Annotated in this window: 23 protein-coding genes; 17 read left to right on the forward strand and 6 right to left on the reverse strand. The window is 57.2% G+C overall.

Annotation, left to right across the window (positions count from 1 at the left end; translation table 11 throughout):
* The 7 genes from CVE23_RS10590 (at position 1) to ruvB (ending at position 6,973) form a co-directional block, all read left to right on the forward strand.
* On the forward strand, positions 1-363 hold the full coding sequence (locus CVE23_RS10590) for a PTS glucitol/sorbitol transporter subunit IIA (protein ID WP_100849502.1): 363 nt from the start codon (positions 1-3) through the stop codon (positions 361-363).
* A gap of 57 nt (positions 364-420) precedes the next feature.
* Entirely contained in the window at positions 421-879 is a 459-nt protein-coding gene (locus CVE23_RS10595; protein WP_038918944.1) for an RpiB/LacA/LacB family sugar-phosphate isomerase, read from the forward strand.
* Between the two features lie 32 nt (positions 880-911).
* The gene (gene tal, locus CVE23_RS10600; protein WP_100849503.1) at positions 912-1,856 is read left to right on the forward strand and encodes a transaldolase; all 945 of its coding nucleotides are present in this window, start codon (positions 912-914) and stop codon (positions 1,854-1,856) included.
* 18 nt (positions 1,857-1,874) lie between these two features.
* Positions 1,875-3,899: a transketolase gene (gene tkt / locus CVE23_RS10605; RefSeq protein WP_100849504.1), complete on the forward strand. Its 2,025-nt coding sequence runs from the start codon at positions 1,875-1,877 to the stop codon at positions 3,897-3,899.
* A gap of 205 nt (positions 3,900-4,104) precedes the next feature.
* Positions 4,105-5,136 carry a HoxN/HupN/NixA family nickel/cobalt transporter gene (locus CVE23_RS10610; RefSeq protein ID WP_100849505.1) on the forward strand — a complete coding sequence of 344 codons (1,032 nt, stop codon included), beginning with the start codon at positions 4,105-4,107 and terminating at the stop codon, positions 5,134-5,136.
* 207 nt (positions 5,137-5,343) lie between these two features.
* A complete protein-coding gene (gene ruvA / locus CVE23_RS10615; protein WP_038918948.1) occupies positions 5,344-5,961 on the forward strand; it encodes a Holliday junction branch migration protein RuvA in 618 nt (205 codons plus the stop codon).
* A 7-nt stretch (positions 5,962-5,968) separates the two neighbouring features.
* Positions 5,969-6,973 (forward strand): Holliday junction branch migration DNA helicase RuvB, encoded by a 1,005-nt coding sequence (ruvB, locus tag CVE23_RS10620; RefSeq protein ID WP_038918949.1) that lies wholly within the window; start codon positions 5,969-5,971, stop codon positions 6,971-6,973.
* 160 nt (positions 6,974-7,133) lie between these two features.
* Here the strand turns inward: ruvB and znuB are convergent, their stop codons facing one another.
* Together znuB and znuC are read right to left on the reverse strand one after the other, a co-directional pair.
* Positions 7,134-7,919, reverse strand: a complete 786-nt coding sequence (znuB, locus tag CVE23_RS10625) for a zinc ABC transporter permease subunit ZnuB (protein ID WP_038918950.1) — start codon at positions 7,917-7,919, stop codon at positions 7,134-7,136.
* Positions 7,916-8,674 (reverse strand): zinc ABC transporter ATP-binding protein ZnuC, encoded by a 759-nt coding sequence (gene znuC, locus CVE23_RS10630; protein ID WP_100849506.1) that lies wholly within the window; start codon positions 8,672-8,674, stop codon positions 7,916-7,918. Before znuC ends, znuB begins: the two co-directional genes overlap by 4 nt.
* Positions 8,675-8,749: 75 nt before the next feature.
* Here znuC and znuA point away from each other — a divergent pair, with 75 nt between their 5' ends.
* The 5 genes from znuA (at position 8,750) to CVE23_RS10655 (ending at position 13,777) form a co-directional block, all read left to right on the forward strand.
* Positions 8,750-9,772 carry a zinc ABC transporter substrate-binding protein ZnuA gene (gene znuA, locus CVE23_RS10635; RefSeq protein ID WP_100849507.1) on the forward strand — a complete coding sequence of 341 codons (1,023 nt, stop codon included), beginning with the start codon at positions 8,750-8,752 and terminating at the stop codon, positions 9,770-9,772.
* A gap of 15 nt (positions 9,773-9,787) precedes the next feature.
* On the forward strand, positions 9,788-11,206 hold the full coding sequence (mepM, locus tag CVE23_RS10640) for a murein DD-endopeptidase MepM (RefSeq protein ID WP_038918954.1): 1,419 nt from the start codon (positions 9,788-9,790) through the stop codon (positions 11,204-11,206).
* Positions 11,207-11,354: 148 nt separating this feature from the next.
* Positions 11,355-12,341, forward strand: a complete 987-nt coding sequence (gene lpxM / locus CVE23_RS10645) for a lauroyl-Kdo(2)-lipid IV(A) myristoyltransferase (RefSeq protein WP_100849508.1) — start codon at positions 11,355-11,357, stop codon at positions 12,339-12,341.
* A gap of 440 nt (positions 12,342-12,781) precedes the next feature.
* Complete coding sequence (locus CVE23_RS10650) at positions 12,782-13,213, forward strand: hypothetical protein (RefSeq protein ID WP_038918956.1); 432 nt, start codon at positions 12,782-12,784, stop codon at positions 13,211-13,213.
* A 159-nt stretch (positions 13,214-13,372) separates the two neighbouring features.
* The gene (locus CVE23_RS10655; protein ID WP_049853944.1) at positions 13,373-13,777 is read left to right on the forward strand and encodes a hypothetical protein; all 405 of its coding nucleotides are present in this window, start codon (positions 13,373-13,375) and stop codon (positions 13,775-13,777) included.
* Positions 13,778-13,934: 157 nt separating this feature from the next.
* Here the strand turns inward: CVE23_RS10655 and pyk are convergent, their stop codons facing one another.
* Positions 13,935-15,377 carry a pyruvate kinase gene (gene pyk, locus CVE23_RS10660; protein WP_049853945.1) on the reverse strand — a complete coding sequence of 481 codons (1,443 nt, stop codon included), beginning with the start codon at positions 15,375-15,377 and terminating at the stop codon, positions 13,935-13,937.
* A gap of 180 nt (positions 15,378-15,557) precedes the next feature.
* Positions 15,558-16,427, reverse strand: coding sequence for a MurR/RpiR family transcriptional regulator (locus CVE23_RS10665; protein WP_013317811.1), 870 nt, complete (start codon positions 16,425-16,427; stop codon positions 15,558-15,560).
* A 365-nt stretch (positions 16,428-16,792) separates the two neighbouring features.
* On the opposite strand from CVE23_RS10665, the gene zwf reads away from it, so the two are divergent.
* Both zwf and CVE23_RS10675 read left to right on the forward strand, forming a co-directional pair.
* On the forward strand, positions 16,793-18,268 hold the full coding sequence (zwf, locus tag CVE23_RS10670) for a glucose-6-phosphate dehydrogenase (RefSeq protein ID WP_038918959.1): 1,476 nt from the start codon (positions 16,793-16,795) through the stop codon (positions 18,266-18,268).
* Between the two features lie 153 nt (positions 18,269-18,421).
* Positions 18,422-19,063, forward strand: a complete 642-nt coding sequence (locus CVE23_RS10675) for a bifunctional 4-hydroxy-2-oxoglutarate aldolase/2-dehydro-3-deoxy-phosphogluconate aldolase (protein ID WP_012884856.1) — start codon at positions 18,422-18,424, stop codon at positions 19,061-19,063.
* A 208-nt stretch (positions 19,064-19,271) separates the two neighbouring features.
* Here CVE23_RS10675 and purT read toward each other — a convergent pair whose 3' ends face one another.
* Complete coding sequence (purT, locus tag CVE23_RS10680; RefSeq protein ID WP_100849509.1) at positions 19,272-20,450, reverse strand: formate-dependent phosphoribosylglycinamide formyltransferase; 1,179 nt, start codon at positions 20,448-20,450, stop codon at positions 19,272-19,274.
* Between the two features lie 283 nt (positions 20,451-20,733).
* Here purT and CVE23_RS10685 point away from each other — a divergent pair, with 283 nt between their 5' ends.
* A complete protein-coding gene (locus CVE23_RS10685; protein ID WP_100849510.1) occupies positions 20,734-22,770 on the forward strand; it encodes a S9 family peptidase in 2,037 nt (678 codons plus the stop codon).
* A 531-nt stretch (positions 22,771-23,301) separates the two neighbouring features.
* On the opposite strand, the gene CVE23_RS10690 is transcribed toward CVE23_RS10685, so the two are convergent.
* A complete protein-coding gene (locus CVE23_RS10690) occupies positions 23,302-23,532 on the reverse strand; it encodes a DNA polymerase III subunit theta (protein ID WP_038658972.1) in 231 nt (76 codons plus the stop codon).
* Between the two features lie 160 nt (positions 23,533-23,692).
* Between CVE23_RS10690 and copC the strand changes: the two genes are divergently transcribed.
* The gene (copC, locus tag CVE23_RS10695; protein ID WP_100849511.1) at positions 23,693-24,073 is read left to right on the forward strand and encodes a copper homeostasis periplasmic binding protein CopC; all 381 of its coding nucleotides are present in this window, start codon (positions 23,693-23,695) and stop codon (positions 24,071-24,073) included.
* Positions 24,074-24,076: 3 nt separating this feature from the next.
* Complete coding sequence (gene copD / locus CVE23_RS10700; protein WP_100849512.1) at positions 24,077-24,979, forward strand: copper homeostasis membrane protein CopD; 903 nt, start codon at positions 24,077-24,079, stop codon at positions 24,977-24,979.
* Positions 24,980-25,058 lie beyond the last annotated feature (79 nt).

The following is a 25,058-nucleotide window of genomic DNA, read 5'->3' on the forward strand; positions in this document are numbered from 1 at the left end:
ATGAGACATGTGGCGTGGCAAGCGACGATCCGCGCTATCGGCCATGAGGCGGAGGCGATGCGGCAGGAAAATCGCCTGATCCTGTTCAGCGATCGCGTGCCGCCGGAGTTGGGCGCGTATTGCCTGCTGCATCAGGATGGCGAATGGCATCGGCCGCTGGCGGTGAATCAGCAACTGGAATTAGACGGCAAGAGTTATGTGATTACCGCCGTCGGCGATATCGCCAACCATAATTTACGCGAATTAGGACATATCACGCTGTTATTTGACGGCGGTGCTGAGGCGGAATTACCCGGGACGGTACATGTCAGGGGGAATATACCGGATAAATTACCGGGTTTAGGAAATATCACGATTTTTTAACTGAGTTAAAAATCGATCGAATTAAATTTTCATTAATCTGAAGTAAGGATGTTAATCATGAAACCAATCGCCATTGGTGCGGATGACGCTGCGTATGAATTACGCAGTATTATTACCCGTTATCTCGATTCGTTAAATATTCCCTGGGTGGATTTCAGCAGCGATAACAATGTGGATAACCGTTATTACCCGGACGTGGCGCACGCCGTCGCCATGTCGATTAAAGCAGGCCAGCAGGATCGCGGCATTTTGATGTGCGGCACCGGCATCGGGATGAGCATTGTGGCGAATAAGGTGCCCGGTATTCGCGCCGCCCAGTGTCACGATACGTTTTCGGCGGAGCGGGCGCGTAAAAGCAATAACGCGCAGATCGTCACGCTGGGCGCGCGGGTGATCGGCGCCGAACTGGGCAAGCAGATTATTCATGCCTGGCTGAACGCCGAGTATGAAGGCGGCGGCTCGGCGCCGAAGGTAGAGCGTATTGATTACTATCAAAATCAACACATTGCCGAATAACCCGTCGGAAGACCTAACGCAGGGGAATAACCATGAACCAACTGGAAGCCTTAAAACAGTACACGGTAGTGGTGGCGGATACCGGCGATATCGACGCCATCCGGCAGTTCGCGCCGCAGGACGCCACCACCAATCCCTCTTTGATCCTGAAGGCGGCGCAATTGCCGCTGTATCAGGGCCTGATCCGCGATGCGGTCGGACAGGCGCAGCGGCAGGGCGGCAGTGAGGCTACCCGGTTGCTCAACGCGTGCGATCAGGTGGCGGTCAACATCGGCGCGGAAGTGCTGCGGCAGGTGCCGGGACGGGTATCGACCGAGGTGGACGCCCGGTTGTCCTGGGATCGCGGCCTGTGCGTCGCCAGAGCACGGCGGCTGATCGCGCTGTATCAGGAACAGGGCATCGACCGTTCGCGTATTCTGATCAAACTGGCGGCGACCTGGGAAGGGATCCGCGCGGCCGAGGAGCTGGAGCAGGAGGGGATCCAATGCAACCTGACGCTGCTGTTCTCCTTTGCGCAGGCGCGTGCCTGCGCGGAAGCGGGCGTCTACCTGATCTCGCCGTTTGTCGGGCGCATCTATGACTGGTATCAGGCGCATCAGCCGCAGACGGAACCCGGCGACGATCCGGGGGTGGCCTCGGTGCGGCGTATTTACCAGTACTACAAAACGCACGGCTACGACACCGTGGTGATGGGGGCCAGTTTCCGCAAAAAATCGCAGGTGACGGCGCTGGCCGGCTGTGACCGGCTGACCATCTCCCCGGCATTGCTCAACGAGCTGAAGGCGTGCGATGAGCCGCTACCGCGCCAACTACCCGCCGAGGCGGTAAGCGAAACGCGTCCCAGCCTGATGACGCAGGCGGAATTCCTGTGGCAGCACCACAACGACCCGATGGCGGTGGAAAAACTGGCGGAAGGCATCCGGCTGTTCGCTGCCGATCAGGTCCGGCTGGAAAATATGCTGCACAGCCTGATGTAACGTGGCGGGAGACTAACGATGAAGCACTCTGATTACACCGCGCGGCCATTGGCCAATGCTGTCCGCGCGCTGAGTATGGACGCGGTACAACGAGCCAATTCCGGCCACCCGGGCGCGCCGATGGGCATGGCGGATATGGCCACCGTGCTGTGGCGCGAGTTTCTGCAACATAACCCCGCCAACCCCGATTGGGCTAATCGCGACCGGTTTGTGCTCTCCAACGGCCATGCCTCGATGCTGCTTTACAGCCTGCTGCATCTGACCGGCTATGCGCTACCGCTGGAGGAGCTGAAAAATTTCCGGCAGTTGCACAGCAAAACACCGGGACACCCGGAGGTGGACGTCACGCCCGGCGTGGAAACCACCACCGGGCCGTTGGGGCAGGGGATCGCCAACGCCGTAGGGATGGCGCTGGCCGAGCGTACTCTGGCGGCGCAGTTCAACCGGCCGGGGCATACTATCGTTGACCATTACACCTATGTGTTCCTGGGCGACGGCTGCATGATGGAGGGCATTTCCCACGAGGTTTGCTCGCTGGCGGGGACGCTGAAGTTAGGCAAGCTGGTGGCGTTTTACGACGACAACGGCATCTCCATCGATGGGCATGTCGAGGGGTGGTTTACCGATGACACCGCCGCCCGGTTTGAGGCTTACGGTTGGCATGTAGTGCGCGGCATTGACGGGCACGATGAGCAGGCGATCCGCTCGGCGATCAATGCAGCGCGCGCGGTCGGCGATAAGCCGTCGCTGCTGATGTGTAAAACCGTGATTGGCTTCGGTTCGCCCGCCAAGGCTGGCAGCCATGAGTCGCACGGCGCGCCGCTGGGGGAGGCGGAAGTGGCGGCGGCCCGCGAAGCGCTGGGCTGGCCATACCCGCCGTTCGTGATTCCGCCGGAAATCCGCGCGCAATGGGATGCGCGTGAGGTCGGTCAGGCGCGAGAAAGCGCCTGGGCGGCGCGGTTGGCGGACTATGCGCGCGCGTTTCCCGAGCTGGCGGCGGCGTTCACCCGCCGCATGCGCGGCGAGTTGCCGTCAACGTTCGCGGATGCGGCGCAGGCGTTCATCGCCGGGTTGCAGGCTAACCCGGCGGAGATCGCCAGCCGTAAGGCGTCGCAGCTCGCCCTGAATGCCTTTGGCCCGTTGCTGCCGGAGCTGTTGGGCGGCTCCGCCGATCTGGCGCCGAGCAACCTGACCCTGTGGTCCGGCTCCCGGCCGTTGAATGAGGATCCGGCGGGCAACTACGTGCACTACGGTGTGCGGGAGTTCGGCATGACCGCCCTCGCCAACGGGATGGCGTTGCACGGCGGCTTCCTGCCGTATACCGCCACCTTCCTGATGTTCGTCGAATATGCCCGTAACGCGGTGCGTATGGCGGCGCTGATGAAGCAGCGCCAGGTGCTGGTCTACACCCACGACTCTATCGGGCTGGGGGAGGATGGCCCGACTCACCAGCCGGTGGAACAGCTGGCGATGCTGCGGGTGACGCCGAATCTCAGCGTCTGGCGCCCGTGCGATCAGGTGGAAACCGCGGTGGCCTGGCAACAGGCGGTACAGCGGCATGACGGCCCGACGGCGCTGATCCTGTCGCGTCAGAATCTGGCGCAGCAGCCGCGCAACGACGAACAGCTGGCGGCGATCGCACGGGGCGGCTATGTACTTAAAGACAGGGTACCGAAAGACAGTGCGCTGCCGCCAAAGCTGATTTTGATCGCCACCGGTTCTGAAGTTGCGCTGGCGGTGGCCGCGTGGGAAGTGCTGTCGGCGCGCGGGGTGGCGGTTCGCGTGGTATCGATGCCGTCTTGCGACGTGTTCGACCAGCAGGATGCCGGTTACCGCGAAGCGGTACTACCGGCGGCCGTGAGCGCGCGCGTAGCGGTCGAGGCGAGCGTTGCCGATTACTGGTACAAGTACGTCGGGCTGCACGGCGCGGTGGTGGGGATGAGCGACTTCGGCGAATCGGCCCCGGCTGGGCAACTGTTTGAGCGCTATGGCTTCACCGTCGATAACCTGTTGCGGCAGGCGGAAGCGTTGCTGACGCGCTAGCGTCCCCCCTGTTGGCGTATACCGGGCTTCCGTCATGCGGCGGGCGCCCGGTTTTTGTATCACATGTTCAGGTTCAGATGTGCAGCCTGAAAATTCCGCCCGCCTTTGATCTGCGACAACATGGCGATGTATGAAAAATTAATAGACTTTCATACTCGTATTTCCCCCGACGACGTTTGCCGCCGGATCGATTGGAAGGGCTTTCATGTTGTCTTCGCTACTGCGGGAAAACCCGCGTGCTGTGGTTATCTTAGGAACTCTGGTCGTTGTCAATATTGCGGTATGGCTGCTGGCTGTGGCGATGTTTCACGATGACGCCGCGCTGATGGCGACCTGCCTGCTGGCCTGGTGTTTCGGGTTGCGTCATGCGGTGGATGCGGACCATATCGCCGCCATCGACAATGTGACCCGCAAAATGATGCAGGAGGGGAAGCGCCCGCTGGGCGTCGGCACCTGGTTTTCGCTCGGCCACTCCACCATCGTGGTGCTGGCGTCGCTGGCGCTGGCGGCGACCGCCGCGGCGTTTCAGGACGATATGACCTGGTTCCACGAGGTGGGCGGCGTTATCGGCACCTCGGTGTCCGCCGCTTTTCTGCTACTGATGGCGTTGGTGAATCTGGTGATTTTGCGCAGCGTCTGGCGGAATTTTCAGCGCTTCAAACAGGGGCACCGCCTGACGCCGGAGGTGATAGACGCGGTGCCGGCCTCCGGCGCGCTGGGCTGGCTGTTTCGCGCCACGTTCCGGCTGGTGCGCAAAAGCTGGCACATGTATCTGGTGGGGTTCCTGTTCGGGCTGGGGTTTGATACCGCGACGGAAATCGGCGTGCTGGGCATCTCGGCGGCGGGCGCCTCGCAGGGCATGTCGATCTGGTCGATCATGCTGTTTCCCGCCCTGTTTACCTGCGGCATGGCGCTGGTGGATACGCTCGATAACGTACTGATGGTGGGCGCCTACGGCTGGGCGTTTAGCAAGCCGCAGCGCAAGCTCTACTACAACATGACCATTACCGCTACGTCGGTGGTGGTGGCGGTGTTTATCGGCGGGCTGGAGGCGCTCGGCCTGCTGGCGGACAAGCTCGATCTGCATTCCGGCGCGTGGAGTCTGGTGGACGCTTTGAACGACCAACTGGGCAACGCCGGTTTTTACGTTATCGCGCTGTTTGTCGCCTGCTGGGTGATTTCTCTGTGTAACTACCGCTGGAAGAATTACGATGCGCTGAATAGCCCGATAGCGTAACCGCATTTCCCGGCCGGTTTCTCCGGTTGGACGGGAAACGGTTAGCACGTCTTCTCCGGCGTTTCACGGTTTTCATACCGGCGTCGGAGATACCTCGCCACCCTGTCTGATATCTGGATATGCATCCAGCTTTTCTGTATCCGCCTCTTTTTTTGTGTTATAAGCTATACGCCACGTTTACGTCAGCCAGATTAAGGAAAACATCACGTGATAGGTCGTTTGAGAGGCATCGTATTAGAAAAACAGCCGCCGCTGGTGCTGATTGAAGCCAACGGCGTCGGATATGAAGTTCATATGCCGATGACCTGCTTTTACGAGTTGCCGGATCTCGGCCAGGAAGCGGTGATTTTTACCCACTTTGTGGTACGTGAAGACGCACAATTATTGTTTGGCTTCAACAATAAGCAAGAACGTTCTCTGTTCCGCGAACTGATCAAAGTGAATGGCGTGGGGCCGAAACTGGCGCTGGCGATTTTGTCCGGCATGTCGGCGCAGCAGTTCGTCAGCGCGGTGGAGCGCCAGGAAATCAACGCGCTGGTGAAATTGCCGGGCGTGGGCAAGAAAACGGCGGAGCGTCTGGTGGTGGAAATGAAAGACCGCTTTAAAGGGTTGAACGGCGATCTGTTCAACGCCGCCAGCGATATCGCCTTGCCGGCCGCGGCGGGCAACACAGAGCCGGAAGCCGACCCGCAGGCGGAGGCCGAAGCGGCATTGGTCGCCCTCGGTTATAAACCGCAGGAGGCCGGCCGGATGGTGAGCAAAGTGGCGCGGCCGGGCGCCGACTGCGAAACCCTGATCAGGGAAGCGCTGCGCGCTGCGCTGTGAGGTATGTATGATTGAAGCCGATCGTCTGATTTCACCCGGCGTGGTTGCCGACGAAGAACTGCAGGATCGCGCGATCCGGCCGAAACTGCTGTCAGAGTACGTCGGGCAGCCGGTGGTCCGCGAGCAGATGGAGATTTTTATCGAGGCGGCCCGCAAGCGCGGCGATGCGCTCGATCATCTGCTGATTTTTGGTCCTCCGGGGTTGGGCAAAACCACGCTGGCTAATATCGTTGCCAACGAAATGGGCGTGAATTTGCGCACGACCTCCGGTCCGGTGCTGGAGAAAGCGGGCGATCTGGCGGCGTTGCTCACCAACCTTGAACCGCACGACGTGTTGTTCATCGACGAAATTCATCGTCTTTCGCCGGTGGTGGAAGAAGTGCTCTACCCGGCGATGGAAGATTACCAACTGGATATCATGATCGGCGAAGGGCCGGCGGCGCGTTCCATCAAGCTGGACTTGCCGCCGTTTACCCTGATCGGGGCGACAACGCGCGCCGGCTCGCTGACCTCGCCGCTGCGCGACCGTTTCGGCATCGTGCAGCGGCTCGAATTCTACCAGGTCGCTGATTTACAACATATCGTGCGGCGCAGCGCCCAGTGTCTGGGGCTGGATATGACCGAGGAAGGCGCGCTGGAAGTGGCCCGCCGTTCGCGCGGTACGCCGCGCATCGCCAACCGGCTGTTACGCCGGGTACGAGATTTCTCTGAAGTGAAATCGGACGGGGTCATTTCGGCCGAGGTGGCAATTCAGGCACTGGATATGCTGGCGGTTGACTCCGAAGGGTTCGATTACATGGACCGCAAGTTACTGCTGGCGGTGATCGACAAGTTTATGGGCGGCCCGGTGGGGCTGGACAACCTGGCGGCGGCGATCGGCGAAGAACGTGAAACCATTGAAGATGTGCTGGAACCCTACCTGATTCAGCAGGGATTTCTGCAACGCACCCCGCGAGGCCGCATCGCTACACAGCACGCCTATCGCCATTTCGGCCTGACCCGCGAAGAGTAGGAAAAAAGAAGAGTAGGAAAAAGTAGGAAGAAGTAAGAATAAGTAGCAGGCCGCCTTTCATTGTTATCGCCAGCCAGTCGGCTGGCGATAAGTCCGACAACGTTAAAACACATCGACAGACTGACTTGCCTCTTCACTATAAAGGGCAGTACGGGCGGCGTCAGGCGGCCTGTTTTTTCAGCAGGCTAAACATAAACAGCAGCGAAGCGCATAGCACCACGGAAGGACCGGCAGGCGTATTGGCGCCGGCCGAGAAAGCCAGTCCGCCGGTGACGGCCAGAATGCCGACGCCCATCGCGCAAACGGCCATTTGCTCCGGTGTGCGGGCAAATCGGCGTGCGGTAGCGGCTGGAATAATCAGCAGCGAGGTGATGATCAGCGCGCCGACAAACTTCATCGCCAGACCGATGGTCAGGGCGGTGACTAGCATTAACACCAGCTTGGTACGTGCGATGGCAACGCCGTCGACGTGCGCCAGTTCCGGGCTGACGGTCATGGAGAGTAGGGCGCGCCATTGCCACCCCAGCACGCCGAGCACCAGCAACACGCCGGGGCCGATCAGCCATAAGTCTTCGCTGGTGACCGCAAGCAGGTCGCCAAACAGGTAAGCCATCAAATCGACACGGACATTGTTCATCAGGCTGACCACCACCAGACCCAACGACAGCGCGCTGTGCGCCATGATGCCGAGCAGGGTATCGATCGCCAGTCCGGGACGGCGTTCCAGCCAGACCAGCCCCACGGCCAGCAGCAGAGTGATCGCAATCACCGCATAGAACAGGTTGATGTCCAGCAACAGACCCAGCGCAACGCCAAGCAATGAGGCATGGGCGAGGGTATCGCCAAAATAGGACATGCGGCGCCACACCACGAAGGAACCGAGCGGCCCTGCCGCCACCGCCAGACACACCCCTGCCAGCCAGCCGGGCAACAACAACTCAATCATGCGTGATTACCATCCTGTCGCTTTAAAATGATTTTTCCGTTCAGATCGTGACGGTGATTGTGATGGTGGCGGTAAATCGCCAGTTGTCCGGCGCCGCGGTGACCGAACATAGCCAGAAATTCCGGGTGCAGCGACACCACCTCGGGGGTACCGGAACAGCAAATATGCTGATTGAGACACAGAACCTCATCGGTTTTTGCCATCACCAGATGCAGGTCGTGGGAAACCATCAGCACACCGCATTGATATTCCTGTCGTAGCTGGTTGATCAACTCGTACAGCGCCAACTGACCGTTGACGTCCACCCCCTGGGTGGGCTCATCCAGCACCAGCAACTGTGGGCGGGCGAGAATAGCACGCGCCAGCAGAACGCGCTGGGTTTCGCCGCCGGAGAGCTTTTGCATCGGTTGTTCAAGCAGATGACCCGCCTGCACGCGCTTCAAGGCCGGCATGATGTCCTGCTTATTGACTCCGGGGCGCAACTGCATAAAGCGTTTGACGGTCAGGGGCAGGGTTGGGTCCAGATGCAGCTTTTGCGGTACGTAGCCGATGCGGAGATTCGCTGCCCGGGTCAGGGTGCCGCGGGTTGGAGCCTGTAATCCCAGCACCACCCGGACCAGCGTGGATTTCCCCGCGCCATTAGGCCCGAGCAGCGTCAGAATACGACCAGCCTGCAATGTGAGAGAAATATCATTGAGTACAGGTTTGTTGCCAAACTGCACGCCAATATTTTCCAGTGAAACCAGCGTTGACATAGAATTCTGTTTGCAGAGGGTGTGTGACGTTATAATATAACGCGTTTTTATTGATAAATCGACGGATGATTGGGTATGTTGCGAGTTACTCACTATAAATGGCTAAACACCGTACTTGCGGCCGGTACATTACTGGCTTCCTTGTCTGCCACGCCGGTTGCCTCTGCCGCCGTGGTTACCTCGATTCGCCCGCTGGCGTTTATTGCTGCGGCGATCGCTGATGGCGTTACGCCCACGGAAGTGCTGTTGCCGGATGGCGCATCGCCGCATGATTATGCACTACGCCCGTCCGATGTACAGCGTCTTAAATCGGCAGAACTGGTGATTTGGGTGGGGCCGGAAATGGAAGCGTTTCTGCCCAAGGCGTTGCAACCTCTGCCGGCGGAGCGCCAAATCGCATTGGGGCTGCAGCCGGCCGTCAAATCGCTATTGTTACAGGAGTCACATCCTGAGCATGCAGCGGCGGAAAACGGTGCGCATCATGACTCCGATCATGACAGCCATGCCGACAACCGGCATGATCACGGCAATGAGCCTGAAAATCATCAGGATAGCGATGATGACGGGCATCATCACGGTGAGTTCAATATGCATATCTGGCTGTCGCCGGAGATGGCGCAGGCATCTGCCGTCGCAATTCATGCAAAATTGTTGGAACTCATGCCGCAGAATAAAGACAAACTGGATGCAAATCTGCGTAAATTCACTGAGAAACTTGCGCAGACAGATAAAAATGTTGTTAATATGCTGACGCCTGTGCGTAGCAAGGGTTACTTCGTGTTTCACGATGCCTACGGCTACTTTGAACAGCATTATGGGTTGACCCCGTTGGGGCATTTCACCATCAACCCGGCTATTGCGCCCGGCGCACAGCGCTTAAACCAGATACGAACACAGTTGGTTGAGCATAAAGCGGTTTGCGTTTTTGCTGAACCACAATTCAGGCCAGCGGTCATACATGTTGTCGCCAAGGGAACTGACGTGCGCATCGGCGTGCTGGACCCGTTGGGAAGTGACATTGCACTGGATAAGGACAGCTATGCGCGGTTCCTGTTGCAACTGTCCGAACAGTATTTGAGCTGCCTGAAGGAAAAATAATGAGGATAGGAACAAGTGCAGCAGATAGTCCGAACTATCGCTCTGGCGTATAACAGCCTGCCCCGGCCTCACCGCGTGATGCTGGGGTCACTGACTGTCGTCACACTGGCCGCCGCGGTCTGGCGGCCGATGACATATCCCCCGGTCAATGACGCACCTGTTATCGTAAAAGACGCGGAAAGCGAAAGAAATCAAACCCAGACTCAGAGCCAGGCTCTGAATCCTCCCGCCAGTGAACCCCTGGACAGCAATCCGTTGCCGCCGGTAGCGACTTCGCAGATCGCCGGTTCGGCGCCGACGGCGGATGTTACCGAAGCCAACAGCGAACCGTTGGATCAGCCATCCACCACCAACGGCATTATCAAAGACGAACTCGACGATAAAGACGCCGACGACACCCATGAGTATGTGGTGTCTACCGGCGATACGCTGAGCAGTATTCTGACGCAATACGGTATTGATATGTCGGATATCGCTGCGCTGGCGGATCGTAATGCAGCGTTGCGGAATCTGAAGATCGGCCAGCAACTGACCTGGACGCTGGATAGCGACGGCGCGCTGCAAACCCTGACCTGGCAGGTATCTCGCCGGGAAACTCGTACTTACACCCGCAGCGGCGATGCGTTCCGTGAAGAAATCGAGAACGTGGAAGGGGACTGGCAGAACAAAGTGCTGGTCGGTCGTCTGGACGGCAGTTTCGCCAGTAGCGCGCAGGCTGCCGGGTTGACCAGCAGCGAAGTGCGGGAAGTGATTCGTGCGCTGCAATGGCAGCTGGATTTCCGCAAACTGCGTAAAGATGACAGTTTTGCCGTGCTGATTTCCCGTGAAATACTGGATGGCCGTAGCGAGCAGAGCGAGCTGCAGGGCGTACGGTTGCGTACCGGCGGGAAAAACTACTACGCGTTCCGCGCTGAAGACGGCAAATTTTATGACCGCGAAGCTTCCGGCCTGACCCGCGGCTTCCTGCGTTTCCCAACCATGAAGCAATTCAAGGTATCCTCCAACTTCAACCCGCGCCGTCTTAATCCGGTAACCGGTCGTATCGCGCCGCACCGTGGCGTTGATTTCTCCATGCCGGTGGGGACGCCGGTACTGGCCGTCGGTGATGGCGAGGTCGTGGTGGCTGAACGGGACAGTGAAGCCGGCAACTTTGTGGCTGTGCGCCACGGGCGGCAATACACCACCCGTTACATGCACATGAACCGTTTGCTGGTTAAACCGGGACAGAAGATCAAACGTGGCGATCGTATTGGTCTGTCCGGCAATACCGGGCGCTCCACCGGCCCGCACCTGCATTATGAACTGTGGGTTAACCAGCAAGCCGTCAATCCGCTCACGGCGAAACTGCCGCGCTCCGAAGGGCTGATGGGCAAAGAGCGTCGCGATTATCTGGCGCACGTGCGCGAAGTATTACCTCAACTGCAACTGGACTAATAGCCGTTGCGGATAAGTGACAGCCGGCAGTTTGCGCTGCCGGCTGTTTTTTTATGTCGCACGGGCAATATCAGACCAGTGCGTGTTCAATTGCAAAACGTCGGGCAGCGATTATCATTAACCCGATTTTGTGATGAAGAGTGGTTGCATGGAACAAGAGAAAAAAGAGAAGAAAACCAACGCCGAGTTTATCCCGCAGTTTACGTCTGCCTTCTTTCATCCGCGCTACTGGGCGCTCTGGCTGGTTGTGGGGGTGACAGCGTTGCTCGTCTGCATTCCAGCCCGCTTGCGTGACCCGGTACTGGGCGCGTTAGGGCGACTGGTAGGGCGGTTTTCCACAGGCGCGAGACGGCGTGCCCGCATTAATTTGCTGTTGTGTATGCCGCAACTGTCGGAAGCCGAACGCGAGCATATCATCGATCAGATGTTTGCGACTGCGCCGCAGGCGATGCTGATGATGGTGGAACTGGCGATATTGCCAGCCAGCCGGGCTGAACGTCGTGTTCGCTGGCATGGCATGGAGATTGTCGATGCGTTGCGGGAGCAGCAGCGCAACATTATTTTCATGGTGCCCCACGGCTGGGCGGTGGATGTTCCCGCCATGCTGATGAGCCTGCGCGGCCAGAAAATGGCCGCCATGATGCACAATCAGAAAAACCCGTTGCAGGATTATCTTTGGAATACCCTGCGTCGCCGTTTTGGTGGCCGTCTGCATACCCGTAACGATGGCATTAAACCTTTTATCAGCTCAGTGCGTGAAGGCTATTGGGGCTACTATCTGCCGGATCAGGATCATGGCGCCGAGCACAGCGAGTTCGTCGATTTTTTTGCGACGTATAAAGCCACCTTGCCCGCTGTCGGCCGGCTGATGAAGGTATGCCGTGCTGAAATCGTGCCGCTGTTTCCGGTGTATGATGGCAAAACCTCTCAGCTAAATGTCTATATTCGCCTGCCGATGAGCGATATTAATGGCGCTGACGATCACACGATTGCCCGCCGCATGAATGAAGAGGTTGAGCATCTGGTCACGCCTAACCCGGAACAGTACACCTGGATTTTGAAGCTGTTGAAAACCCGTAAACCGGGGGAAACCGAGCCCTATTTGCGTAAGGATCTGTACCCGCGCAAAAAGTAGTAAACCGTAGGCGGTCACAACAGTACAACGACAAAGGCGGAGCTGGGGCTCCGCTTTTTTTATCTGTGTCCGCTGCGGTATAGACATAAGCGTTATTCATGGCCTGCCCAGCCTGTCGCAGAATTTATGTATTGAATAATCAATCCGTTATTTATTTAAACACGATGAATTCATTGTCGGAAATACATAATCTGTAACAGTTAAATCTTATTTCATTTTATCCGCACCGGAACTTATAAAAAACTTTAAAAATAGCGTTGTTTACCCCTGATCTTTTCTCGGAGTATTCCATATTCTTTTTGTTATTGTTTTTGATTTAATAACCCCCGAGGTCACTGCATGCATGACTTCAACCGTTAGCCACTGTAAATATTGCGGGATAATTTATCCGCCTATTTAATCCAGGCTAATAAAAGAATCTCTGCTAAAGGATTTATATCATGAATCTGAAACCACTGTTTTTAGGCGTTTTACTGGCAACAACTTATGCAACTGCCAACGCAGCGACCACCACGGTGGGAAAAAGCGCAACTGACGCCACGGCAACCAGCACAGTACCGGCATCCGCCGAATCTGCGCTGGGCAAGGCGGTGGATAAAGCCAACACTGACGCTGCAACCAAGGCTGAACGTGACGTTTCAGCGGTGAAAGCGAATGTCGACGGAGATAACGTGGCGAAGACTGAAAAAGTCGCCGCTGAAACTCACGTGAAAGGTGAAGAGAAAGCAGCGAAGAAGGCGGTGAAAAAGCACCACGCCGACAGCGCCAACACCAAGGGAAAAACCAAAGCCAGCACCGGGGAAAAAACGGACGACACGAAAAGCAATAGTAGCGATACCCAGGAAAACCGTCCGCCAGTCAACGTACAATAAGATGAACATCGCGCGATAATAAAAGGAATAGTAGCATTCGCGCAGATGGTAATAATTGACCTGGTCAGGAAATAACAACATGAGTTATTGCAAAATAACCAAAGCGTTATTCCTGACCGGGAAATATGACTTATTCCTTTTGGAGAAAGGTTGAGTTTTATGAATAAATCACTTTTATGTCTTGCGTTACTGACTGCACACATTCCTTTTTCCCAGGCTGACAGCTGCCGAGCCAATCTGTCCGGTGGTCAGGACTGCCGTTATAACGATGGTTCGACATCCACCAGCCGCGCCAATTTATCGGGCGGATTCGATACCCGTTACAGCGATGGGCGCACCAGCACCAGCCGGGCCAACCTGTCTGGCGGTTATGACACCCACTTTAGTGACGGCACCCACAGCACCAGCCGCGCGAATCTGTCGGGCGGGCTGGATACCCGTTACAGCGATGGTAACGCCAGTTCCAGCCGTGCCAATCTCTCCGGTGGTTATGACGTTTCTTATAGCGACGGCAAGTCCAGTTCCAGCAGGGCTAATCTGTCTGGTGGGCTGGATAGCCAATAGGCGGATGATTCGCGGCAGGTCGGGGATTCAGCCGCCGGAACACGGTGCGTGATAACAATATATGTGATAACAAAAACAAAGCGGGGCGATAATTGCGCCCCGCTTTTTAGCTGAATAAACGTTTGTCGAACGTTGTGGTATCGCGATTGCTACGCGATTATTCCACCCGCAGTACACGCACCGTATTGGTGGTGCCGACCGTTCCCATCACGTCCCCCTGGGTCACGATAACCAGGTCGCCGGACATCAGGAAACCTTTGTCGCGCAGCAGGAGCACGGCATCGTTAGCCGCAGCTACGCCGTCAGTGTAGCTGGTGAACTGCACCGGAGTGACGCCACGATAAAGCGCGGTCAGGTTCAGCGTATGCTCGTGACGAGACATGGCGAAAATCGGCAGGCCGGAACTGATACGGGACATCATCAGCGCGGTGCGGCCGGATTCGGTCATAGCGATAATCGCGGTAACGCCGTTGAGGTGGTTGGCCGCGTACATGGCGGACATGGCGATCGACTCTTCCACGTTGTCGAACTGCACATCAAGGCGGTGTTTGGATACGTTGATGCTGGGGATCTTTTCCGCACCCAAACACACTTTCGCCATGGCCGCGACGGTTTCCGCCGGGTATTGACCGGCAGCGGTTTCCGCCGAGAGCATCACTGCATCGGTACCGTCCAGCACGGCGTTGGCGACGTCCATCACTTCGGCGCGGGTCGGCATCGGGTTGGTGATCATCGACTCCATCATCTGCGTAGCGGTAATCACCGCACGGTTCAACTGACGAGCGCGGCGAATCAGTTTTTTCTGGATACCAACCAGTTCCGGGTCGCCGATTTCCACGCCCAGATCGCCACGAGCGACCATCACGATATCGGAGGCAAGAATGATGTCGTCCATCGCTTCGTCGGTTGACACCGCTTCTGCACGTTCCACTTTGGAGACGATTTTGGCGTTGCTGCCGGCTTCGCGCGCCAGACGGCGGGCATAGTGCAGGTCTTCACCGGTACGTGGGAATGACACCGCCAGAAAATCCACGCCGATTTTGGCCGCGGTAATGATGTCGGCCTTGTCTTTTTCAGTCAGCGCTTCGGCGGACAGACCGCCACCCAGTTTGTTGATGCCTTTGTTGTTGGACAACGGGCCGCCGACGGTGACTTCGGTGAACACTTTCATGTCGTTCACGGCCAGAACTTTCAACTGCACACGGCCATCATCCAGCAGCAGGATGTCGCCGGGAACCACATCGCTGGGCAGTCCTTTGTAGTCGATACCGACTCTTTCTTTATCGCCTTCGCCTTTGCCAAGGTTGGCGTCCAGCAGGAACTTGTCACCCACGTTGAGGAAAATTTTCCCTTCCTTGAAGGTGGATACACGGATTTTGGGGCCCTGGAGGTCGCCCAGAATAGCAACATGACGGCCAAGTTTAGCCGCAATTTCGCGAACTTTATTGGCGCGCAGAAGATGATCTTCCGGCGAGCCGTGAGAAAAGTTCAGGCGGACTACGTTTGCGCCTGCGGCAATGATCTTTTCCAGATTATTGTCGCGGTCTGTAGCCGGCCCCAGCGTGGTAACGATTTTGGTTCTTCTGAGCCGTCTGGACATGTATAACTCCGTTGACTGGTGAAGCTTGTTGTAATGTGGTAACGCCGTCAGGAGAGGACATAACATGGGTGCCGTCTCTGCCGCTCTGCACTGTCCGGATGCCGTGCCTGTAATTATGATTGAGTGACAGGATTTCTTCCCGTTGGGCATCACCCCTTGTCACCCGATGTTATAACATAATTAGTTAAACGGGTTGCTGAATCGTTCTTCCTTATCAAATCTCGATTCGCGTAACGCTTCCTTGACCCGCTTCAAGTTATCGCGGAATTTTGCGCCGCGCCGCAGGGTAAAACCGGTGGCTAACACATCAATCAGCGTTAGCTGGGCGATGCGCGATACCATCGGCATGTAAACATCGGTGTCTTCCGGCACCTCGACCCGCAATGTAAGCGAAGCTTCCCGCGAAAGAGGGGAGCCGTCCGACGTAATGGCGATAACGGTGGCGTCGTTTTCCCGCGCCAGCCGCGCCATATCCACCAGACTTTTGGTACGCCCGGTGTGCGAAATCAGCACCACCACGTCGCCTTCGCCGGAATTCATGCAGCTCATGCGCTGCATGACCAGATCATCAAAGTAAACCACCGGAATATTGAAGCGGAAAAATTTGTTCATCGCATCGTGGGCCACCGCCGCCGAGGCGCCGAAGCCGAAGAAGGAAATCTTGCGCGCCTGGGTGAGCAAATCCACCGCCCGGTTGATAGCCTGAATGTCCAGGCAGGATTTCACATGTTCCAGCCCGGCCATGGTGGACTCGAAGATTTTGCTGGTGTAAGACTCCACCGAATCGTCTTCTTCCACGTTGCGGTTCACATAAGGCGTGCCGTTGGCCAGACTCTGCGCCAGATGCAGTTTAAAATCGGGAAAGCCTTTGGTATCCAGCCGGCGGCAGAAGCGGTTGACCGTGGGTTCGCTGACCTCGGCCATGCCGGCGAGGGTGGCGATACTGGAGTGGATGGCTGTCTGAGGCGACGCGAGAATGACCTCCGCCACTTTTCGTTCCGATTTGCTCAACAGCTCCAGATGACCCTGGATTTTTTCCAGCATATTCATATGACAACGACCATCTATGGTATTTTGGATTTCAGCCAAAGGTGAAACCGATGCGGATTTTGTGAAATATACTACGAGCCCGTAACGGTTGGCAGAGGTCGACACAACAAGTCATCGGCTTTTTTTGTCAGAATATGACCTGTGTCTAACTTTCAGAACAGTAACTGGCTGTCAGAAACGATGGAAAATTTCTCTTTTAGGCAGATGCCAGACTCGTTTTCTCCATCGGCACAATAGGTTCTGAGGCCTTGCAGTATCAGAATCAGCCGATAATGTGGTTTTATTACGGGTTTACTGGTTTGTGTCAAAAAGAGTACATTATTAATGTAATAAAATTACAGCGTCCTGCAATGAGGAGATTGAAAATGGCGGTAACGTCAACAGCCCAGGCGTGTGACCTGGTTATTTTCGGTGCAAAGGGCGACCTTGCGCGCCGTAAATTGCTGCCTTCACTGTATCAACTGGAAAAAGCAGGCCATATTCATCCGGAAACCCGCATTATCGGCGTGGGACGGGCGGAGTGGGACCGAGACGCCTATATCAAAGTGGTGCGCGAAGCGCTGGAAACCTTTCTCAAGGAGCCGCTCGACCCGGCATTGTGGACAACCCTGAGCAACCGGCTCGACTTCTGCAACCTTGATGTGGAAGACACCGAAGGGTTCAAGCGATTGGGAACGATGCTCGATCAGCAAAATCGCACCACCATCAATTATTTCGCCATGCCGCCGAGCACCTTCGGCGCAATCTGCCGCGGTCTGGGGCAGGCCGGCCTGAACAAGGAGCCGGCGCGCGTGGTGATGGAAAAACCGCTGGGCACTGACCTGGCGTCGTCACGGGTGATCAACAATCAGGTGGCGGAGTTTTTCAACGAATGTCAGGTCTACCGCATCGACCACTATCTCGGCAAGGAAACCGTGCTGAATCTGCTGGCGCTGCGTTTCGCCAATTCCCTGTTTGCCAACAACTGGGATAACCGCACTATCGATCACGTGCAGATTACCGTGGCGGAAGAGGTGGGTATTGAAGGGCGCTGGGGATATTTCGATCAGGCCGGGCAAATGCGCGACATGATCCAGAATCACCTGTTGCAGATTCTGACCATGATCGCCATGTCGCCGCCGGCGGATCTGAGCACCGATCGCATTCGTGATGAAAAGGTCAAAGTGCTGCGTTCGCTGCGCCGTATCGATCGTTCCAATGTGCATGAAGTGACGGTACGCGGCCAGTACACCAGCGGGTTCGTGCAGGGCAAGAAAGTGCCGGGCTACCTGGAAGAAGACGGGGCCAATAAGACCAGCAATACCGAAACCTTTGTGGCCATTCGCGTCGATATCGACGACTGGCGCTGGTCCGGCGTGCCGTTTTATCTGCGTACCGGTAAGCGTCTGCCGTCAAAATGCTCGGAAGTGGTGGTCTACTTTAAAAACCCGGCGCTCAATTTGTTCCACGATTCCTATCAGCAGTTGCCGCAGAACAAGCTGATCATCCGTTTGCAGCCGGACGAAGGGGTGGAAATTCAGATTCTGAACAAGATTCCGGGGCTGGACCACAAACATCGGTTGCAGACCACCAAGCTTGACCTGAGCTTCTCGGAAACCTTTAACCAGCAGCATCTGGCGGACGCCTATGAGCGCCTGCTGCTGGAAACCATGCGCGGTATTCAGGCACTGTTCGTGCGCCGCGACGAAGTAGAAGAAGCCTGGAAATGGGTGGACTCCATTATGGATGCCTGGGCAATGGACAATGATTCGCCCAAGCCTTATCAGGCAGGGACCTGGGGGCCGGTAGCGTCCGTCGCCATGATTACCCGCGATGGACGTTCCTGGAACGAAGTGGAATAAGCGGTTTTGCCCCGTCGGAAGGCGGGGCGAAGCCGTTAGCGTTTTTTGGCTGACGGTGCGGTCGGACGTCCGTGGGTAACTGCGGATCCCTGTGGCAGGGGCGCGCCAGATCATTAATCGATGCCCGTTGGGCATGACTGGAGATTACCCTCGATGAAAAACTGGAAAACCAGTGCGGAACAGATTCTGACAGCCGGTCCGGTTGTTCCTGTGATTGTGATTAACAAACTGGAACACGCGGTGCCGATGGCGAAAGCCCTGGTAGCGGGTGGCGTGCGTGTACTGGAGCTGACGCTGCGTACCGATTGTGCGGTAGAGGCGATTCGCCTGATCGCGCAGGAAGTGCCGGACGCGATCGTCGGCGCCGGTACGGTCACCAACCCGCAACAGCTGGCGGAAGTGACCGCAGCCGGTGCGCAGTTTGCCATCAGCCCCGGCCTGACTGAGCCGCTGCTGAAAGCCGCAACGGAAGGCACAATTCCGTTGATCCCAGGGATCAGCACCGTATCCGAGCTGATGCTGGGGATGGATTACGGTTTGCGTGAGTTTAAATTCTTCCCGGCGGAAGCTAACGGCGGGGTGAAAGCGCTGCAGGCGATTGCCGGTCCGTTCGGTAAGATCCGTTTCTGCCCGACCGGCGGGATCTCGCTGAAGAATTACCGCGACTATCTGGCGCTGAAAAGCGTGCTGTGCGTTGGCGGCTCCTGGCTGGTGCCGGCCGATGCGCTGGAAAGCGGCGATTACGATCGCATCACGGCGTTGGCGCGTGAAGCCGTTGCCGGCGCGACAGCCTGACCGACGTTTTCCCTACTTAATGCTTGCAAGCCCGCGTCAGCGGGCTTTTTTGTGCTTACTCGGCGGGCCGGCAAACCGTCTTGCGCCTGTTCTGGCGACAGCGGTCGTTACAACAAGTCTGCCGTCTGGCTCTGGTATTACTGGAGGAGAGGATTCAGGCCCACGCGAAGTCATGAGCCTGATGTGAAGACATGATCCTGATGTAATGTCAGCCGCTTACCTTAACGGCTGACGCGGTGGACTTCGCCAGTTGCACGGCGGCATCCGTGCTGTCGGCGGTCGCCAGCGCAACGCCCATACGACGGCGACCGCTGATGTCCGGCTTGCCGAACAGGCGAATCTGGGTATACGGCCGCAATGCCTGCTCCAGCCCCTGATAGCGTACATCGCTGCTGGTCAGTTCCGGCAGGATAACCGCGGAGGCCGACGGGCCGTACTGGCGAATCGCGCCGATCGGCAGGCCGAGGAACGCGCGAACATGCAGCGCAAACTCGGACAGATCCTGCGAAATGAGCGTCACCATGCCGGTATCGTGCGGGCGTGGCGACACTTCGCTGAAGATGACTTCGTCGCCGCAAATAAACAGTTCCACGCCAAACAGGCCGAAACCGCCCAGCGCTTTCACCACGTTACCGGCAATCTCTTTGGCTCGCGTCAGCGCCAGCTCGCTCATCTGCTGCGGCTGCCAGGATTCGCGGTAATCACCGTCTTCCTGACGATGGCCGATCGGCTCGCAGAAGTGCAGGCCGTCAACCGCATGGATGGTCAGCAGCGTGATTTCAAAATCGAATTTCACCAGCCCTTCCACAATCACTTTTCCGCCGCCGGCCCGGCCGCCTTCCTGCGCATAGCGCCAGGCGTGGTCAAGCTGTTCCGGCGACCGGATCAGGCTCTGGCCTTTCCCCGATGAGCTCATCACCGGTTTGACGATACAGGGAAAACCCAGCTCATGGGCAGCCTGGCGGAACGCGGTTTCGTCAGCGGCAAAACGGTAACTGGACGTCGGCAGGCCCAGCGTTTCCGCCGCCAGCCGGCGGATGCCTTCGCGGTTCATGGTCAGACGGGTGGCTTCGGCGCACGGCACCACGCGCTGACCCTGCTGTTCCAGCGCGACCAGCATATCCGTGGCGATAGCTTCGATTTCAGGCACGATGTAATCCGGACGTTCCTGCGCCACCAGTTGTTTCAGCGCGTCGCCATCCAGCATGTTGATGACGTGGCTGCGGTGGGCGACTTGCATGGCCGGGGCATCGGCGTAGCGATCGACCGCGATGACCTCAATACCCAGACGCTGACACTCAATCGCCACTTCTTTTCCCAGCTCGCCGGAGCCTAACAGCATAACGCGGGTGGCTCCGGGACGCAGGGCAGTTCCCATTGTTAACATAACCTGATACCTGATGGTGTTGTAAAAAAGAGCTTGCAGTAAAAACCGGGCAGACCGGGGCCCGAACGTGGCCGCAGTATAAACGAAAACGTTTGCGTTTGGCATTACTCGCGTACCGGTACGCAAAAGCGAGTGAAAATTCATGCAGATCTCGGCACAAGCTGGATTCCCCCGATGATTCATGACAGGCTTTGGGCATTTGCCGTCTCACCACCGTTGGCTCGCCAGCGCGAGGCGGGATGTAAGGCAGAGCCTGATCAATGAATGGAAAGGAGTGACGTGGATGAAAGCGCCGCAAGCCGAAAAACGCCCGCATGTGATGACGATGCATGGCGATACCCGCATCGATAATTACTACTGGCTGCGAGATGATGAACGCAACAACCCGGATGTGCTGGCCTGGCTGCAGGAGGAGAATCGCTATTGCGATCAGATCATGGCGCCCCATGCCGCGCTGCGTCAGACCTTGTACGAGGAAATGGTGGCGCGGATCCCCGGTGAAGACGTCTCCGTGCCTTACGTGAAACGCGGCTATCGCTACCAGAGCCGCTATGAACCCGGTAAGGATTACGCTATCTATCAGCGTCAGCCGGAGCAGGAGACGGGAAGCGACTCCTGGCAGGTATTGCTGGATGGTAATCAGCGGGCGGCAGGCAGCGAGTTCTACAGTCTGGGCGCGCTGGGCGTCAGCCCTGACAACCGTTTGATGAGCGTGGCGGAAGATTTGCTGTCCCGTCGGCAGTATGTGGTGACGTTTCGCGACCTCGACACCGGCGAGTGGCTGACGGATCGGCTGGAAAATGTCTCGGCCGGCAGTGAGTGGGCGGCGGACTCCCGCACTCTCTATTACGTGCGTAAAAATCCGCAGACCTTGCTGCCTTATCAGGTTTATCGCCATCGTCTGGGCGAGGATCCGCAGCAGGACGAACTGGTGTACGAAGAAACGGATGACGCGTTCTATCTTAGTCTGGATAAAACCACGTCCGAGCGTTATATCCTGATTTATCTCGACAGCACCACCAGCACGGAAATTCTGTTGCTGGACGCCGCCGACCCACAGGCAACGCCGCGCGTGTTTGTGCCGCGGCGACCGGATCACGAATATGTGGTCGATCATTTCCGCGACGCATTTTATGTTCGCTCCAACAAAGACGGCAAAACCTTTGGTTTCTACCGCGCCCACGATGCCAGCGAGTCGGCATGGGATGCCTTGATTGCCCCGCGTCCGGAGCGGGTGCTGGAAGGATTTTCGCTGTTTGACGACTGGTACGTGGTCGAAGAGCGCGAGCACGGGCTGACTCACATCCGCTATATTCACTGGCAGACGCAAGAATCTCGGCAGATTGCCTTTAACGACCCGGCCTATGTGACCTGGCTGAGCTATAACCCGACGCCGGAGAGCACGCAGCTGCGTTACGGCTATTCCTCCATGACCACGCCGATGACTATCTATGAGCTGGATATGACGACCGGCGTTCAGGTGGTGCTCAAGCAATCAGAGGTGAAAAACTTTGACGCCGGAAATTATCGGAGCGAGCGATTGTGGGTGACGGCCCGCGATGGCGAGTCGGTGCCGGTATCGCTGGTGTATCACAAAGATTGCGAACTGAGCCAAAGTCCGCTGCTGGTCTATGGCTACGGCGCTTATGGCAGCAGTATGGATCCGGAATTCAGCAGCAGTCGTCTTAGCTTGCTGGATCGCGGCTTCGTGTATGCGCTGGCGCATATTCGCGGCGGCGGCGAGTTGGGGCAGCAATGGCACGACCAGGGGCGTCTGTTCAACAAGATGAATACCTTTACGGATTTCATTGATGTCACGCAGGCGTTGCTGGCGCGCGGTTACGGCGATCCGGCGAAAACCTTCGCGATGGGCGGCAGCGCGGGCGGGTTGCTGATGGGGGCGGTGATTAATCTGGCGCCGTCGTTGTTCAGTGGCGTGGTGGCGCAGGTGCCGTTTGTCGACGTGCTTACTACCATGCTGGATGAGTCCATCCCGCTCACCACCGGTGAATACGACGAGTGGGGTAACCCAAACAATGCGCAGGATTACCAGTACATCAAACAATACAGCCCTTATGACAGCGTCTCGGCGCAGGGGTATCCGCACCTGCTGGTGACCACCGGTCTGCATGATTCTCAGGTTCAGTACTGGGAACCGGCCAAATGGGTCGCGAAACTGCGTGAACTGAAAACGGATGACCACCTGCTGCTGTTGCATACCGATATGGGGTCAGGGCATGGCGGCAAATCCGGCCGTCTGGCTCAGTTTGAAGATATCGCCCAGGAGTTCACCTTCTTGCTGATGGTGCTGGAGCGCTAGTCGGCGTTGAATAGCGTCTGTACGTCAGGCAGGTAACTTCCCAGGTATTCTCAAGGCGGTGGAGCAGGGGAAACGGGGGAATAACAGCGACTGAGCAGCGTTTGAAACTGCGATCACCGGGTGTCAGGAGGCAGAGGGTGATCGCAGAAATGTTGCCTTGGCGATGATGCTGTTCAATTGACCGGAAGAACGGCGGCAACTCAGTTGGTTTCAGGCTGTGGTTGAGCCCGTTTAGCCCGCTTTTCCGCCCGTTTCTGCGCGGCGGTTTTCAGCGGTTTTTTCTTGGCGTTTTTCTTGCTGTCCATTCCTTTACTCATGTTGTGCCTCGCTTGGTAAAAGGTTGGTTTGCCTGTTTATTAACCTCCTGTTTGCGCAGAGATGCAAGGGGAAAAAAGCGTTTTTTTGACGGACGGCGCCACGTCAGGCGACCGGTTCAGGCAAGACGGCAGAAACTGGAATCAGACGGCAAACAGGCGCTACCCGGCCGTACCGGGTAGCGCCGCTTCGAAACCATGTTGGAAAACGGGATCGTTATTTACTGTTGGGGTCGTAAGGCAGGGTGGAGAACTGATGCGACATCTCCCGGTAATAGCTGACCCTTTCCCGGAAATAGGTGCGCAGGTGCGCGGGCTGATGCTGCTCGATTTCATCCAGGATCACCGGCATGTTGTAGCGTTCGCGAAACGCCACGCCGGATGCCGCCAGATCCACATTGACCTTTTCCATTTCTTCATAAGGAAGTTCGGCCAGATTGTATCCCATGATTGCCTCCTCTCTGTTGCGCCACAAAATTAAAGCAGAAGTGTGGAATTGGCAAATTCTGTTACCGTCCTGTCCCTCGACAAGGCGACGGGGTGCTCGTATCCTTGCCGCTGACTCTTGGTTCCCGAGCGCAATGGGGATCGTCAGAAAGGATGAAATCATGTTGAAACGTAAAGTTTTTCCGGCCCTGCGTGTAGCGATGTTGATGGGGAGTCTGGTTATTTCCCACTCGGCACTGGCGCATGCGCACCTCAAAAGCCAGACGCCGGCAGCGGATAAAGATACCCCGGTGCAAAAAGCGCCTTCTTCTCTGTCGCTGCTTTTTTCCGAAGAGATCGAACCGGCTTTCAGTGGTGTTGAATTGATGTCGGCGGGACAGACCGTGCCGGTGGGCAAAGCGACGGTGGAAAGCGACCATCGCAATGTTCTGGTGGTGCCGCTTGAGAAGCCGCTGGTCAGCGGCAGTTATCAGGTTCGCTGGCATGTGCTGTCGGTTGACGGTCACAAGACGGAAGGAAGCTATCGCTTCGGCGTTAAGTAAGCGATGACGCTGGAATGGCTCTACACGTTGTCGTGCTTCGGACATTTCTCCAGCCTGATGCTGTTGGTCGGTTCGGCATGTTACGGCACGCTGCTTGCTCCCCGAACGTATCGGGTTCGGCTGGCGTCGCAGTTGCACGGTCTGATGGCGATCAGCTGTGTGGCGGCGTTATTGACCGCCGTAGCCATACTGGCGGCGCAAACCGGCTTGATGAGCGGCGACTGGCGTAATATCGGCGATGCCGGCATCTGGCGCGCCGTATTGGGCACCCGCTTCGGGAAAATATGGTTCTGGCAGCCCGTGCTGGCGCTGATGGCCTGCGTGGTGTTTTTCTGGCGTAGCCGTAGCCGTAGCCGTAGCCGTAGCCATAGCCGGCAAGCGGGCGTGCTGGTGCTTGGCATACTGCAATTATGCGGCATGGGGTGGGTGGGGCATGCGGCAATGCTGGAAGGATGGCCCGGCGTATTGCATTGCATCAATCAGATCGTGCATTTGCTGTCCGTGACGTTTTGGGTCGGAGGGCTGTTTCCACTGCTGTTTGTGTTGCAGGATGCGCGGCTGTTGCAGACACGAACGGACGCTATCCTGACGATGATGCGTTTTTCCCGCTATGGTCACCTGGCTGTTGCACTGGCGATCCTGACCGGGCTGGTGAATACCAGGCTGATTCTCGGCTGGCCATTATCGGCCGCCGGGCTGTATGGCGCGTTGCTGGCAGTGAAAATTCTGCTGGTGGCCGTTATGGCGCTGCTGGCGTTATTCAATCGGTATTGGGTGGTGCCGCGTTTTCGGCGGGCAAATACCGCCGCGTATGGCTATTTTCTGCGGCTAACCACGGTGGAGCTGGCGTTATCCGTGCTGATCATCGCACTGGTCAGCTTTTTTGCTACGTTATCACCGGTTTGAATCGTGCAAGGGTGAGAAATATATCCTGTGCCGTATTGCACGCGTGAGATAAATACCGCAGGCCTATTTTCTAACAGCA

This window comes from Dickeya fangzhongdai, assembly GCF_002812485.1.
Classification (GTDB): Bacteria; Pseudomonadota; Gammaproteobacteria; order Enterobacterales; family Enterobacteriaceae; genus Dickeya; species Dickeya fangzhongdai.

Coding starts and splice junctions, on each gene's coding strand:
- CVE23_RS10590 (WP_100849502.1), top strand. CDS start 1: ATGAGACATGTGGCGTGGCAAGCGACGATCCGCGCTATCGGCCATGAG.
- CVE23_RS10595 (WP_038918944.1), top strand. CDS start 421: ATGAAACCAATCGCCATTGGTGCGGATGACGCTGCGTATGAATTACGC.
- tal (WP_100849503.1), top strand. CDS start 912: ATGAACCAACTGGAAGCCTTAAAACAGTACACGGTAGTGGTGGCGGAT.
- tkt (WP_100849504.1), top strand. CDS start 1,875: ATGAAGCACTCTGATTACACCGCGCGGCCATTGGCCAATGCTGTCCGC.
- CVE23_RS10610 (WP_100849505.1), top strand. CDS start 4,105: ATGTTGTCTTCGCTACTGCGGGAAAACCCGCGTGCTGTGGTTATCTTA.
- ruvB (WP_038918949.1), top strand. CDS start 5,969: ATGATTGAAGCCGATCGTCTGATTTCACCCGGCGTGGTTGCCGACGAA.
- znuB (WP_038918950.1), bottom strand. CDS start 7,919: ATGATTGAGTTGTTGTTGCCCGGCTGGCTGGCAGGGGTGTGTCTGGCG.
- znuC (WP_100849506.1), bottom strand. CDS start 8,674: ATGTCAACGCTGGTTTCACTGGAAAATATTGGCGTGCAGTTTGGCAAC.
- znuA (WP_100849507.1), top strand. CDS start 8,750: ATGTTGCGAGTTACTCACTATAAATGGCTAAACACCGTACTTGCGGCC.
- lpxM (WP_100849508.1), top strand. CDS start 11,355: ATGGAACAAGAGAAAAAAGAGAAGAAAACCAACGCCGAGTTTATCCCG.
- CVE23_RS10650 (WP_038918956.1), top strand. CDS start 12,782: ATGAATCTGAAACCACTGTTTTTAGGCGTTTTACTGGCAACAACTTAT.
- CVE23_RS10655 (WP_049853944.1), top strand. CDS start 13,373: ATGAATAAATCACTTTTATGTCTTGCGTTACTGACTGCACACATTCCT.
- pyk (WP_049853945.1), bottom strand. CDS start 15,377: ATGTCCAGACGGCTCAGAAGAACCAAAATCGTTACCACGCTGGGGCCG.
- CVE23_RS10665 (WP_013317811.1), bottom strand. CDS start 16,427: ATGAATATGCTGGAAAAAATCCAGGGTCATCTGGAGCTGTTGAGCAAA.
- zwf (WP_038918959.1), top strand. CDS start 16,793: ATGGCGGTAACGTCAACAGCCCAGGCGTGTGACCTGGTTATTTTCGGT.
- CVE23_RS10675 (WP_012884856.1), top strand. CDS start 18,422: ATGAAAAACTGGAAAACCAGTGCGGAACAGATTCTGACAGCCGGTCCG.
- purT (WP_100849509.1), bottom strand. CDS start 20,450: ATGTTAACAATGGGAACTGCCCTGCGTCCCGGAGCCACCCGCGTTATG.
- CVE23_RS10685 (WP_100849510.1), top strand. CDS start 20,734: ATGAAAGCGCCGCAAGCCGAAAAACGCCCGCATGTGATGACGATGCAT.
- CVE23_RS10690 (WP_038658972.1), bottom strand. CDS start 23,532: ATGGGATACAATCTGGCCGAACTTCCTTATGAAGAAATGGAAAAGGTC.
- copC (WP_100849511.1), top strand. CDS start 23,693: ATGTTGAAACGTAAAGTTTTTCCGGCCCTGCGTGTAGCGATGTTGATG.
- copD (WP_100849512.1), top strand. CDS start 24,077: ATGACGCTGGAATGGCTCTACACGTTGTCGTGCTTCGGACATTTCTCC.